This is a genomic window from Stenotrophomonas sp. (assembly GCF_032099025.1).
GTDB lineage: Bacteria > Pseudomonadota > Gammaproteobacteria > Xanthomonadales > Xanthomonadaceae > Stenotrophomonas.
Genome location: NZ_DAMCID010000009.1, coordinates 101,998 through 115,645, shown reverse-complemented (window position 1 = coordinate 115,645; position 13,648 = coordinate 101,998). Strand labels below are relative to the sequence as shown.

General features: G+C 68.1%; 10 protein-coding genes. 7 read left to right on the top strand and 3 right to left on the bottom strand.

Annotation, left to right across the window (positions count from 1 at the left end):
• Positions 1-56 precede the first annotated feature (56 nt).
• Positions 57-1,052 (top strand): alpha/beta hydrolase, encoded by a 996-nt coding sequence (locus tag RT456_RS08595; protein WP_313345156.1) that lies wholly within the window; start codon positions 57-59, stop codon positions 1,050-1,052.
• The gene (locus RT456_RS08590) at positions 1,049-2,671 is read left to right on the top strand and encodes a carboxylesterase/lipase family protein (RefSeq protein ID WP_313345153.1); all 1,623 of its coding nucleotides are present in this window, start codon (positions 1,049-1,051) and stop codon (positions 2,669-2,671) included. The genes RT456_RS08595 and RT456_RS08590 overlap by 4 nt, the downstream gene beginning before the upstream one ends.
• Positions 2,672-2,807: 136 nt before the next feature.
• Here the strand turns inward: RT456_RS08590 and RT456_RS08585 are convergent, their stop codons facing one another.
• Entirely contained in the window at positions 2,808-2,939 is a 132-nt protein-coding gene (locus RT456_RS08585; RefSeq protein ID WP_313345150.1) for a hypothetical protein, read from the bottom strand.
• Between the two features lie 9 nt (positions 2,940-2,948).
• Here RT456_RS08585 and RT456_RS08580 point away from each other — a divergent pair, with 9 nt between their 5' ends.
• The 3 genes from RT456_RS08580 to RT456_RS08570 all read left to right on the top strand — a co-directional run bounded on the left by RT456_RS08580 (position 2,949) and on the right by RT456_RS08570 (position 4,886).
• Positions 2,949-3,437 (top strand): cysteine dioxygenase family protein, encoded by a 489-nt coding sequence (locus RT456_RS08580; protein WP_313345147.1) that lies wholly within the window; start codon positions 2,949-2,951, stop codon positions 3,435-3,437.
• A gap of 214 nt (positions 3,438-3,651) precedes the next feature.
• A complete protein-coding gene (locus RT456_RS08575) occupies positions 3,652-4,011 on the top strand; it encodes a hypothetical protein (RefSeq protein ID WP_313345144.1) in 360 nt (119 codons plus the stop codon).
• A gap of 35 nt (positions 4,012-4,046) precedes the next feature.
• Positions 4,047-4,886 (top strand): PhzF family phenazine biosynthesis protein, encoded by an 840-nt coding sequence (locus RT456_RS08570; protein ID WP_313345141.1) that lies wholly within the window; start codon positions 4,047-4,049, stop codon positions 4,884-4,886.
• A gap of 57 nt (positions 4,887-4,943) precedes the next feature.
• On the opposite strand, the gene RT456_RS08565 is transcribed toward RT456_RS08570, so the two are convergent.
• Positions 4,944-8,756, bottom strand: a complete 3,813-nt coding sequence (locus RT456_RS08565; RefSeq protein WP_313345139.1) for a LamG-like jellyroll fold domain-containing protein — start codon at positions 8,754-8,756, stop codon at positions 4,944-4,946.
• Positions 8,757-8,961: 205 nt separating this feature from the next.
• A complete protein-coding gene (locus RT456_RS08560) occupies positions 8,962-11,721 on the bottom strand; it encodes a TonB-dependent receptor (protein ID WP_313345137.1) in 2,760 nt (919 codons plus the stop codon).
• Positions 11,722-11,985: 264 nt separating this feature from the next.
• Between RT456_RS08560 and RT456_RS08555 the strand changes: the two genes are divergently transcribed.
• A complete protein-coding gene (locus RT456_RS08555) occupies positions 11,986-13,008 on the top strand; it encodes a sugar kinase (RefSeq protein WP_313345265.1) in 1,023 nt (340 codons plus the stop codon).
• A complete protein-coding gene (eda, locus tag RT456_RS08550; RefSeq protein ID WP_313345134.1) occupies positions 12,995-13,633 on the top strand; it encodes a bifunctional 4-hydroxy-2-oxoglutarate aldolase/2-dehydro-3-deoxy-phosphogluconate aldolase in 639 nt (212 codons plus the stop codon). Before RT456_RS08555 ends, eda begins: the two co-directional genes overlap by 14 nt.
• Positions 13,634-13,648: the final 15 nt, after the last annotated feature.

Sequence of the window (13,648 nt, the reverse complement as noted above, 5' to 3'; positions counted from 1 at the left end):
ATCAGAACCTGCCCAGGCCCGGCACGCCTCTGTTTCCACCTTCGAGGACCCCACGGATGCGTTGTGCTGTGTTGATGCCCTTGTTGGCGGCCTGCCTGCTGGCCGCCCCTGCCCTGAACGTCGCCCATGCCGCCGAGCAGGCGGTCCCGCAGACCGAACCCGCCGTCGGTGCCCCTTCGCGGATCGACCTCTGGCCCGCCGGCCGCGTCCCCGGGGAGCCGGCGAACCCCGGTACGCCCAACGTGATCGAGCGCAGCGACGTTGCCGCGCTGCCAGACCGCTACATCGACACCGTCAGCGCGCCCTACCTGGTGGTCTATCGCCCGGCCCGGCCCAATGGCAGCGCACTGCTGGTGGTTCCCGGCGGCGGCTACCAGCGCATCGTGCTGGACAAGGAGGGCACCGCCCTCGTACCTGCCTTCGTCGAGCAGGGCGGGGTGACGCTGTTCGTGCTGCGTTACCGCCTGCCCGCCGGTCGCGACGACCGCCAGGCCGCCCTGGCCGATGCACAGCGCGCCCTGCGGGTGATTCGCGCCGGTGCCACACAGTGGAAGCTGGATCCGCAGCGGATCGGGGTGATGGGCTTCTCGGCCGGTGGCCACGTTGCCGCGCGGCTGAGCAGCGGCTTTGCCACCGCGCTGCCCGGCATCGGGGATGCAATCGATGCGGTCAGCGCACGGCCGGACTTCGCCCTGCTGCTCTACCCGGTGATCGACATGGGCGCGCATGCGCACAGCGGTTCGCGCAAGCGCCTGCTGGGCGCGCATCCGGACGCGGCACTGGTGCGGCAGTTCTCCCTGCAGCTGCAGGTCACGCCCGCTACGCCGCCCACCTTCCTGGTGCACGCGCAGGACGACACCGTGGTGTCGGTGCACAACAGCCTGCTGTACTACCAGGCGTTGACGGCAGCCGGCGTGCCCACCGAAATGCACCTGTTTCCGCACGGCGGGCATGGCTTCGGCGTGCGCATTCCACCCGGCTTCACCGCCGCCCAATGGCCCACGCTGGCGCTGCGCTGGATGCAGGCACAGCCCCGGGGAGACGCACCATGACGGCCACCCCCGCCGATCTGCAGCGCCGCCGCTTCCTGCGCGACAGCGCGCGCTATGCCCTGATGCTGGCTGCCGGCTCGCTGCCGCTGCTGCCGGCACTGGCCAGTGCCTCGAACGGTCCTGCGCCGACGGATTCGCTTGCACGGGTGCGCGGCGGACGGCTGCGCGGCCGTTGCGAGCAGGGCGTACATCGCTTCCTCGGGCTGGCCTACGGCGCGGACACCGCCACGCGGCGCTTCCAGCCACCGCAGCCGGAACCGCCCTGGCGCGGTGTGCGCGATGCGCTCGCCCATGGCCCCTCCGCGCCGCAGGGGGGCAACGACGGCCCGGGCAGCGAGGACTGCCTGTACCTCAACGTGTGGACACCGGCGCTGCGCGACGGCGTGCGCCGACCGATTCTGTTCTACATCCACGGGGGTGCCTACAACAACGGGTCCGGCAGCGACCCGCAGTACGACGGCAGTGCGTTGTGCAGGCGTGGCGACGTGGTGGTGGTGACCGTCAATCACCGGCTCAACGTGTTCGGTTACCTGTACCTGGCGCAGCTGGGCGATGCGCGCTTCGCCGATTCGGGCAATGTCGGCCAGCTGGATCTGATCCAGGCCCTGCAGTGGGTACGTGAGCACGCCCAGGAGTTCGGCGGCGATGCGGACAACATCACGGTGTTCGGCCAGTCCGGCGGCGGTGCGAAGATCGCCACGCTGATGGCGATGCCGGCCGCGCGCGGGCTGTTCCAGCGGGCGTGGACGATGAGCGGCCAGCAGGTGACCGCAGCCGGTCCGCGCGCGGCCACCCAGCGCGCGCGCATCGCCATGGAGACGGTGGGCGCGGCCGACGTGGAGGCACTGCTGGCCCTGCCGGCGCAGGCACTGCTGGCGGCCACGCGCGCCCGCGATCCGTCGCGGGTGGAAAGCACCAGCCTGTATTTCGGTCCCGTGCTGGACGGCGGTGCGCTGCCGGTGCACCCGTTCTGGCCGGAGGCACCGGCACAGTCCGCGCAGGTGCCGATGGTGATCGGCAACACCCACGATGAAACACGCGCGTTCCTGGGCAACGACCCGGCCAACTTCACGCTGACCTGGGACACGCTGCCCGCGCGGTTGGAGAAGGAGCAGTACGTCGATCTGCTGCCGTCGGTGGTGATCGCCGAATACCGCCGCCTGTATCCGCACTACACCCCGTCGGACGTGTTCTTCGCCGCCACCACCGCCGGGCGCTCGTGGCGCGGCGCCGTGGAGGAACTGGAGGCGCGCGCGCGCCAGGGCGCGCCGACCTGGGCCTACCAGCTGGACTGGGGCTCGCCGGTGGAGGGCGGCCGGCTGGGCGCGTTCCACACGCTGGATATCCCGCTGGTGTTCGACACCGTGCGCGCGCACGGTTCGCGCACCGGCAACGGGCCGGAGGCGCAGCATCTGGCCGACCTGATGAGCGACGCCCTGATCGCCTTCGCGCGCCACGGCGACCCCAACCACGCCGGCCTGCCGCGCTGGGACACGTACTCCCTGGCACGGCGGCAGACGCTGCTGTTCGATACCACGCCGCAGCAGGCCGACGACCCACGCGGCGGCGAGCGCCGGCTGTACCGTCAGGCCCCGTTCGTGCAGCGCGGAACCCTGTAGCGACACGCCACGCGTGTCCTTCGGGAGCCCGGCCGCGTTCGACACCCCGGAGGATCGCCACGATAGGCAGCGCCAACAGATAAACGTAGTTTGATCGCTATTTCGGCCATCATGCGGCGAACGGACGTGATTCAGATCAAACATGTTGTTCACCGGGATGACCTAAACTGCGGGAATGCAAGACCAATGCAATCCATTTCCGCCGTTCCATGGCCGTGATCGACTGATCGCCGCGGTCGATCATGCAGTCCAGCACGACGATGCCCATCAGATCGCCGTGACCCTGCGCAGCGCGCTGCGCGAGGCCATCGCCGACAGCCGCATCCAGCTGCCGGCCTGCGTGCACCGCCCGATCAGCGACCACTACGCGCGCCGCGAGCTGTACCGCAGCCCCGTCCATGGCTACAGCATCGTGGCCATGAGCTGGGGCCCGGGGCAGGGCACGCCGCTGCACGACCACAGCGGCCTGTGGTGCGTGGAAGGCGTGTGGCTGGGGCAGCTGGAGATCACCCAGTACCGGCTGCTGGAACGCGACGGCGAACGGTTCCGCTTCCAGGCCGAGCCGTCGATCATCGGCGACTGTGGCAGTGCCGGCAGCCTGATTCCGCCCCATGAGTACCACACCATCCGCAACACCCGCGACGATGCGCTGGCGATCTCGGTGCATGTCTACCAGGGCGAGATGACCCGCAGCGCGATTTTCGAACCGGACGGCAACGGCTGGTACGAACGCCGCGTCAAAGAGATGGAAACCGACGCAGCCTGACCGCGCAGGCATCGTAAGTGCGAGGGCGCGCATGGCTGCCCCGGTGAGGTCCAGGTCAAATCTAGGAGTTTGTTCAATGCGTGGCGCTATCGGCCCCGATAGGCTTGCGCCCTGTTCGCCATGGCGTTGCGTCGAGGCCCCCACATGCGGATTCTGAACATTGGACAGCGACGATCGTTCCGGCGTTGAATGCGATCCCACGGCCGAAAACCCCGTGCGCCCGCCGTCGCAGGAGGCGCCGCCGGACCACCAGGCCGGGTGGCGGGTCGTCGAACTGCAGGAGGAAGGCATCGCGTACTTCGTGGTCAAGGACGACACCGACCGCGTTCAAGTGACCATCGGCAATGCCGGCGGTGTGTTCTGGGCGGTTCCCGCCGCCGGCGCGATGGCGAAAGTCTCGCTGCCGTCCTGGCGCCTGAGCATTCCGGCCGATGCCCTGCCGACGCAGGTGTATGGCAGCGCGGACTTCTCGCTGGTGCTGTTCGACCACGGCGGCGATGCCGTGTGGTCGGTCGAGTTTCTTCGCGAGGCACCGGGCCTCGATGCTCGACCCATTCCGCGCCGCACGCGATGATGGGCGTGCAGCATGCACCCCCCGCAGGAGATTCCGTGTCTACCCATCCCTTCCACCAGGTCAACGTGTTCAGCGCCGACCCGCTGCTCGGCAACCCACTGGCGGTAGTACTCGATGCCATCGGACTGGGCGAGGCGCGCATGGCCGCGTTCGCGCGCTGGACCAACCTGAGCGAAACCACCTTCGTGCTGCCACCGACCGATCCACGCGCGGACTACCGGGTGCATATCTTCACCACGATGGAAGAGCTGCCGTTCGCCGGTCACCCCACGCTGGGCAGCTGCCATGCCTGGCTGGCGCACGGTGGCGTGCCGCAGGGCGAGGAGATCGTGCAGCAGTGCGGCATCGGCCTGGTGCGCATCCGCCGCACCGGGGCAGGGCTGGCCTTTCTGGCGCCGCCGCTGCTGCGCGGCGACGCACTGGAGCCGGCATTGCGCGAGCGGGTGCGCATTGGTCTGGGGCTGGACGCGGCGGCGGTGCTCGATGCGCGCTGGGTGGACAACGGCACCGGCTGGCTGGCGATGCGCCTGCGCGACCGCGCTGCGGTGCTGGCACTGCAGCCGGATTACGCGGCGCTGGAGGGGCTGAAGGTGGGCGTGTTCGGGCCATGGCTGCAGGGCGATGGCGATGCCGCACAGTTCGAATCACGTGCCTTCATCGCCGGTGACGGCGCGCCGGAAGACCCGGCCACCGGCAGCCTCAACGCCGGCATCGCGCGTTGGCTGCTGGACGAGGGGCAGGCACCGGATCGGTATGTGATCAGCCAGGGCACCGTGCTGGGGCGTGCGGGGCGGCTGCAGGTGGAGCGGGTGGGCGATGCGCTGTGGATCGGTGGGGCGTGTGTGACGTGTATCGAGGGCGTGGTGACGTTGTAGGCGTGCAGCCGGGCATGGCCCGGCTCTACGGATGGTGCAGCCGGGCAGGGCCCGGCTCTACAGGCTCACGCTGTTGTTGAGCTGGGTTACTTCGGCACCGCCGTCGGCCAGCATCACCCGCACGCGCAGGCCGCTGCGGTTGCCGGCCGGCAACGGCAGGCCCACGGTGGTGGTTCTGGGCACCAGGTCGGTGGGCGCACCCATGGCGGGAATCTCGATACGGGCCAGTTCGCGCCCGTTCGCGTCCTCCAGCACCGCGGTTCCCACCGGCGTCCCCACATGGCCCAGGCTGTGCACGGTCACATGCACCTGGCGGCCGTCCACGCGTATGTCGCCGCGGCCGACACCCAGGTCCGGTCGCTGCTCCACCGGTGTACCGGCGGTAACCAGTTCGAACTCGAACACCTGTGCCTGGCCCGGTGCGAAGCGCAGCGGCACGGAGGCGCTGCGTTCCAGCTGCACATCGCGCGTGGTGGCCTTGCCGTCGATGCGATCGTCGCCGTCGCGGTCCACGCCGCTGGTCATCCGCCATTGCCCGGCGGTGACGTTCCAGGTGCTCATCTGCGCCTCCACGGCGCGCGTACCGAGGTTGTACGCGATCACCTTGAAACGCTCGGTGGACGGCGCATGCACCAGCAACGCCACCTGCTCGGCCGCGTCGGGCTGCGCGAAACGCCAGCTCACCGTATGGCCCGGCCAGCTCTGGTTGCGCTTGAGCGCGATGCCGCCCAGCCGCGCGCGCTGCAGGAACTCGCTGGGGGCTTCGACACGGTCGGACCACCAGTGCCCCTCGGTGTTCATGTACTCGCGCTGCGCCTTGGCCTGGATGCCGTCGGCATGCAGTGCCTCCAGGTACTTCTTGTCACCGGTTGCCTGCCAGGCCATCAGGCTGGAGAAGCCGGTGTTGCCGGCATCGGCGTCGGCGATGAGCTTCGGATTCCACGCGGATGCCTTGCCCAGCACCTCCACGTAGTTTTCGCCCAGGTTCGCCAGCGCGCCAGGGCCGCCGCGTTCCACCCGGTAGTCCAGCGCCTTGAGGTACTTGTCGTCGCCGGTCCAGCGCCACGCGGCCCAGAAGGTGTGCATGACATCGCCACCGCCGGAGCCGTTGTTGAGTTCACCGCCGCGCACCTTGCCCGTCGCCCAGTTGATCTCGTTCGGCAGCGCCCAACGGCCCTTGTCGTCGGTGTAGGCATGGGCCAGGTAGCTGTCGGCCAGGCCGGTGACCAGCTTGCGTCCGGTCGGATCGGCGTTGTACTGGCCCATCAGGAACGCCGGGTGCAGCGCCGGGAACGAGTAGGGCTTCTGCCATTGCCAGTTCGGCTCGCGGTACACCTTGTTGCCGCCGAACCAGTTGCTGGAGAACAGCAGGTGGCCCTGTGGGTTGGGCAGGATGATGCGTTCGTCGAAGGCCTTCACCGTCTCCATCAGCCGCTCGACGGTGAGGGGGTCGCCCCAGTTGAGGTAGAGCATGGCGCTGTTGGCGTTGATGCCTTCCTCGTAGGAATGCAGTTCATCGGTCTCGATGGTGCTCAGGCCATTGGAGAACATGCCGTTGCGGTACACCGCATCGGACAGCGCGGTGAGCGAGCGGTTGAGCCGGTCCGGCTCCACCCCCATCAGCGCAAGGCCCGGCCACTGCTGGGTCAGGTCGGTGTCGTCGGAGATGCCGCCGCCGAAGTCGCCGTAGTCGATCTGGCGGTTGTCGATCCACCAGTCCACGAACCGGCGCACGTACCTGAGGTCTTCGGTCTGCCGGAACGCCCACAGCGGCACGCCCTTCGGCGCCACCGGCTGGGTGAACGGCGGTTTGCCCTGGCTGTTGTAGCTGATGTAGTTCCAGTACAGCCGGCCCAGCGCATGGTCCGGATCAACCCGCAGCAGATCGCTCAGGTCGGCATACACACGCGCATACAGGCGCTGTCGCTTGGAGGTGGTGTGTTCCTCCACCAGGAAGCCCCAGTTGTCACGGACCTGGTTGAAGCGGTCGGCCAGGTGCTCCTTCTTCGCTTCGTCGCGCGCCTTGTAGACCATGCGGATCTCCGCGCCATCCAGCGAACCGGCGTTGAAGCCCGGTGCGCCCGAGGCGATGCTGATCCACAGGCTGTCGGCGGTGAGGATGCGGTCGCGCAGGTCCAGCCACAGCGTGCGCGTTTCGTTGGGCGTGACCGACACCGACACGTCGATCATGTCGCGCGCCGGCCAGATCGGATCCTTGATGCGGATGTTGAGCGGAATCAGTCCGTCGCGTGCCGCAGGGAGGTCCAGCGCGGGCAGGTCGATGGCCACGCCATCCAGGCCGTCGTACATGTTTTCCCAGCTGTGTGCCCAGCTGCGGATCAGCGGCTGCGCGCCCGGTGCGTCACCCACGCCGGACGGCACCAGCACATGCACGATCGGCAGCGGGGTGGCGGGCAGCGTGTCCGCGCCGCGCCGACGGGAGCCGGCGCCCTTGGGCAGCGCCATCACCGTGCTGCGCTCGGCCGCCGGGTAGCGGCCGTCGATGTACTCGCGCAGTGCGGTGATGTTGAGATAGTCGGGCAGGGCCTGGCTGTCGATCAGGTAGCGCTGCTTGACCGTGCCTTCCGGCTCGGCCGCGTCGCTGACCTGGTACGCCCAGATTTCCTGGATCGGGGTTTCCTGCGCCACGTTGCGGACGTGCAGCACGCCGCCGGTCTGCGCCGGAATGTCGTCCACGCTGCGCACCACGCCCTGCGGGCGCTGCAGCAGCGGCGTGGCAGCGGCGTCACCGCTGCCGTGGCTGAGCGAACCGTATGCCGCACCGCGCACTTCAATGCGGTTGACGGTCTCGCCCTCCGGCAGGGTCAGGTCGAGCTGCTGCCCGCCTTCCACGTAGGTGTTCCAGTCGGGCAGCTGGAAGTAATCGTTGCGCCCGGGCAGGCGCGAGCGGTTGTAGACACCGGGCCAGGTGGTCTCGGCAATGCCGTCGGTGGCCTTCCACATCCACTGCTTGTGGTCTTTGGTGTCGGCGAACTCGATCTTGCGGATGGTGGTGGTGGGCGCCGCCAGCGCCGGCGGTGCCGCACGGTCCCAGCCGAAGCGGTGGTTCCAGGCGCGCATCGGGCCGCTGTCGGCCACGGCGGTGGTGGGGGCCTTGTTGCCCGCCAGCGCCGCCATGCCGGCGGCATCAAGCAGGCGGTCGTAGACGCGGATCTCGTCGACGTCGCTGCCCCGCAGGAAGTTGTAACGGCTCTGCACCTGGTAAGGCGCCATCACCCGGCCGGCCAGGCCGAGCTGGTCCAGCGCGGCATCGTAATCGGCGGTGGTCTCCTGCCGCGCCACTTCCCGGCCGTCCACATACAGGCGCACGCCATGGTTTTCATCCCAGCCGAGGGCGATGTGCTGCCACTGCTGGGGCGAGGGATTCTGGTCAAGCTTGAACGACACGCGGGTGCGCGCCAGGTTGGCATCGGTCACGAAGGCATCGAAGCCGTGCCCGTTCCAGTCGATGCGCAGCCAGGCCATGTCCCAGCTGCTGTGGTCGGCATAGCCGACCCGGAATATCACGAACGGGGCTTCACCCACCGCATAGCGCGGGCGCCAGTAGAAGCCCAGCGTGCCGCGTTGCGCCTGGATGTTGCCGGGTGCGTTCCACGACAGCACGCCGTCGTCGTCCCACTGGATGGCGGCACCGTGCGCGCCGTTGGGCACGCGCTTGACCTTGTCCTGAAAATTCGGAATGGCATCGCCCTGGGCGGTGTCGGCGGTAAAGCCCTGGTCGGCCGAGACGTGGAACAGCAGCTGTGGTGCGCCCTGTGCCCAGGCCCCCGCGCTGCCTCCCAGCAGCAGCAACAGCAGGCTGGCGGAAAGAAGGGTACGGCGGGGCGAACGGACAACGTGCAGCGGCATGGCGGTTCCTTTCGACAACTCAGCGGTACGGCAGTGGCGTTGGGGATGGGCACAACGCAATGCACGTGCGCTGCCTGCAGACGCGCGGCCTTCCCCGCCGCCTGTCATGCACGCAGCACACGCTAGCAAAGCAACGGTTCCCCAACATCTTGCGTCGCAGCAGTGGCGGCGTGCCCTGGCACGCCGCCACCGGGTCTACGATGGATCAGAACTTGTAGCGCGCGCCCAGCATGAACTGCCGGCCGGTTTCGGTGTACTGCAGCGGCAGGCGGCCGGTGGCCGGCGAGTACACCCACTCATCGCTGGCCTCGTTGGTCAGGTTCATGCCTTCCAGGCTCAGCTCCAGCTTGTCGTTGATCGCGTAGCGGATCGAGGCATCGATGAAGGTGGTGCCGGTCATGCCATGGGTACCGTCCACGTTGAAACCGGCTTCGGTGCCCGGCACCTGGGTCAGGTAATCATCGCGGTTGGTGGCCGAGACGCGGCCGGAGAACACCTTGCCTTCGTAGAACAGCGTGGCGTTCCAGGACGACTTGGACAGACCGGTCAGGTCCGCCTTCATCACCGGCTGGCCGCTGGAGTTGATGTACTGGATCTGCGATTCCACCCAGGTGTAGTTCAACTGCACGCCCAGGTTGGACCACTTGCCCGGCAGGAAGGTGAAGGGCTGGATGTAGTTCGCTTCCACACCGTGCAGCTCGCCGCCGGGGGTGTTGACCGGCTTGGTGTAGGTGAAGTCATCGGCGGGCGAGGCGCCCGTGCCGATCAGCAGTTCGGCCGGCAGGCCACTGGCGCTGTACGGCGCCACTTCGCGCGTGGTCTGCACGAAGCTTTCGATGTCCTTGTAGAACAGGCCGATACCGGCCATGGCACCTTCGGAGAAGTACCACTCGAAGCCCAGGTCCACGTTGGTCGCGCGGATCGGGTCCAGGTTCGGGTTGCCGCTGGAGATGGTGCGCGCACCACCTGCCACGGCCACCGTGGCACCCGGGGTCAGGCTGCCCAGGCCCGGACGGCTCATCACCTTGGCGGCGCCAAGACGGATCAGGAAGTCCGGGCTGATTTCGGCTACCAGGTTGAACGAGGGCAGGGTGTCGTCGTAGCTGCGGTCAACGGTGGTGGACACCGTACCGGTGGCCAGCGTGGACAGACCGGTGGAGCTCTGCTTGGTCTTGACGTACCGCACGCCGAAGTTGCCCGAGAACGGGATGCTGCCCAGGTCGGTGGAGAACTCGCCCATCAGGTAGCCGCCACGGTCTTCCTCGTCCACGCTGCGCACGTTGTTGGCGCGCGGGGCGACGGCGAAGATGCCGGAGTTGCTGTAGATGTCGAACTGGTTGGCGATGGCGTCCAGGTTCGGCACCACCCACTGGTCCGGGCTGCCGGTGATGCCCTTCAGGCTGGCCTGCTGGGTCATGTCCACCGGCACGATCTTGGTGCCGTTGGGGAAGTTGGGCACGGCCAGTTCGCTGGCGCGGCGCAGTTCCACGGTGCTGAAGGTGTAGTTCTTGGCCAGGATGCCGCCCTTCAGGCGGAAGCCGGGGCTGATGTTCCAGTTGAAGTCGACCTGGCCGGTGTCGAAGTCGTTGTCCACGTACTGCGGACGCAGGCGGATCTCGGCCAGTTCCCAGCCCGCCGGGTTGGTCGGGTCGATGCCGTAGTTCAGCGTCGGGAACCGGCTGTTGCCCCGGTAGTCGTAGCTGTAATTGTCGACGTCGTACTTGTCCATGATGATCGTGGTCTGGACCGGGTTCTCGTGCTTGGAGCGCGAGATGCCGACCTTGCCGGACAAGGTGAAGTCATCGCCAAAGCGGTGCTGGCCGTTCAACGCGATCTGCTTGAACTCGGTGCTCCACTCGTCGTGGCGGTTCTCGGTGCGGATGTCGACGTTGTCGAACTCACCGTAGACCAGCGCGTTGTTCTCGATCACGCCGTTCTTGACGATCATCGCCGGCTTGCCGACCAGGCGCGGGGTGGTGCTGGTGCCACGGCTGAAGGAGATCGCCTCGATGTAGTGCTCGTCGCGCTCGGCATCGATCTTGGAGTACAGCGCGTCCAGCGAGATTTCGGTGGCGTCGCTGGGCTTCCACTGCAGGGTGCCGGTCACGCCCAGGCGCTTCTGCTCGTGTTCCATCTGCACGTAGCGCGGGAAGCGCGGGTGGTAGACGTTGGCGCTGCGCGCGGCGGCGAACGGCGAGGCGGCGTTGAAGTTGCCATTGCTCGGGCCGTTGGCCCAGCGGCCGGTGTTGGAGCCTTCTTCCAGCGCCTGGCGCTCGGAGTAGGCCACCGACAGCAGACCGCCGAAGGTGCCATCGGCCCAGGTGTTGGAGATCAGCGCGGCGATGCGCGGGTCGGCCTTCTGCGCCATGGCGTTGTAGCTGGCCTGGCCGCTGGTGGCGAAGGTGAAGCCGTCATAGTCGAACGGGCGCGCGGTGCGCAGGTCGACGGTGGCGCCCAGCGAGCCTTCCTCGACGTCGGCCGAGGCGGTCTTGCGCACGATCAGCTGCGAGAACAGGTCCGAGGCGAACACGTTGAAGTCGAAGCCGCGGCCGCGGTTGGTACCACCGCTCTGGTCGCCGGCGCCGACCGTGGTCAGGGCCTCCATGCCATTGATGCGCACGCGGGTGAAGTCCGGGCCCAGGCCACGCACCGAGATGTTGCGGCCTTCGCCGGCTTCACGGGTGATGACCACGCCGGGTACGCGCTGCAGCGACTCGGCCAGGTTCAGGTCGGGGAACTTGCCGATATCCTCGGCGACAATGGCATCGACCACGCCGGACTCGCTGCGCTTGATGTCCAGCGCTTTTTCAACGCTGGCGCGGTAGCCGGTTACGGTGACGGTATCCAGGTCGGTGGCCGCGGCCGGGGCCGGGTCCTGCGCCAGGACGGTACCGCTCAGCGCCAGGCCGATGGACAGGGCGAGCAAGGTAACCGGTGTCTTTTTCTGGTTGTTTCGATATTGCATGTTTTCCCTCTCCCAAGGTGCTACATGAAACAGCAATCCGGCGACATGTCAGTGCAATGACACCGCTGGTCAGGGCGGACGTTAACAGTCCGTTGGAGATCGGGCATCTTGCACCGCAGCAGACTTTCAATGTCCCGTAGACGCTTGCGGGACATAGGTTCCGACATTCCGTCCCGGTGGACGGACGGGTCCGCACCCGTAGAATGACACCGCTAGCCAATCTGCCAGGCCATGACCCGCGGGTCATGCCACCACGAAGGATCCATCGCCATGAGTCGTGTTGTCTGTTTCGGGGAATTGTTGCTGCGCATGAGCGCGCCAGGCCGTGAACTGCTGCTGCAGACCGCGCAGCTGGCGGTCCACGCCGGTGGTGCGGAAGCCAATGTCGGCGTCTCGCTGGCCCACTTCGGCCACACGGTGAGCATGGTCAGCACGCTGCCGGCCAACCCGCTGGGCCAGTACGTGGCCGGCGAGCTGCGCCGGCACGGGGTGGGCACCACCCACGTTCAGACCCGGCCCGGCCGCATGGGCCTGTATTTCCTGACCACCGGTGCGGTGCAGCGCGCGAGCGAGGTGGTGTACGACCGCGTGGATTCGGCGTTCGCGCTGGGCAGTGCAAGCGACTATGACTGGGACGTGCTGCTGCAGGGCGCGCAGTGGCTGCACCTGTCCGGGGTCAGTCCGGCGCTGAACCCGGCCATGGCCGAGGCCACGCTGGTGGCCGCGCGTGCGGCCTGCGCACGTGGTGTGCGGGTGTCGTTCGACGGCAACTTCCGGCCCTCGCTGTGGGCGCGCTGGGAAGGCGACGCACCGCGCATCCTGCGCGAGCTGTTCGACTGCGCCACCGTGGCCTTCGCCGATTACCGCGATATCGGCGTGGTGCTGGGCGGGCAGTTTGAACAGGCCACGCTGGCCGAGCGCGTGGATGCCGCCGCCACCCAGGCATTCGCCGCGTTCCCGCGCCTGCAGTTCATGGCGTGCACGCAGCGCACCCCGCACAGCGTGGACCATCATGCGCTGGGCGCCATGCTGGTCGGCCGCGACGGCACCCGTGCCGTGGCGCCGACGCGCGAGATGATCGGCATCGTGGACCGCATCGGCGGTGGCGACGCGTTCGCCGCCGGCATCCTGCATGGCATGATGCGTGGCTTCGAACCGGAAGCGATCGTGCGTTTCGGCCTGGCTGCGGCCTGCCTCAAGCACTCGATTCCCGGTGATTTCAACCCCGTCAGCGAAGCTGACGTACTGGCCCTTACGGGCGAGGAGCGATTCGATGTCCGGCGCTGATCCGCGCGTACGCGCAGTCCTGAAACTGGCCCCGGTGATTCCGGTGTACACCCCTGAAAGCGTTGATGAGGCGGTGAACGTCGCCCAGGCGCTGTTCAACGGCGGGCTGCCGGTGATCGAGGTGACCCTGCGCACGCCCATCGCGATGGACGCGATCCAGGCCATGGTCGAGGCCGTGCCCGATGCCGTGGTGGGCGCGGGCACCGTGCTGACCGCCGCGCACATGGAGCGGGTGAAGGCCGTGGGGGGCCGCTTCGCGGTGTCGCCCGGCGCCACGGCGCGCCTGTACGCCGCCGCGCGCGATACCGACCTGCCGTTCCTGCCGGGCGTGGCCACCTCGTCCGAACTGATGCTCGGCCTGGAACACGGGCTGGATACCTTCAAGTTCTTCCCCGCAGTGCAGGCCGGCGGCGCGGCCATGCTGTCGGCATGGAACGGCCCGTTCGGCGACGTGCGGTTCTGCCCCACCGGCGGGATCAGCGCGCAGACCGCGCGCGACTTCCTGCACCTGCCCAATGTGCTGTGCGTGGGCGGCTCGTGGCTGACCACGCGCGCCCTGCTGCAGGCGCGCGACTGGGCCGGCATTGAACAGCTGGCACGGGAATCGGCGGCGCTGGTCGGCTGACGCCATAATGGTCGC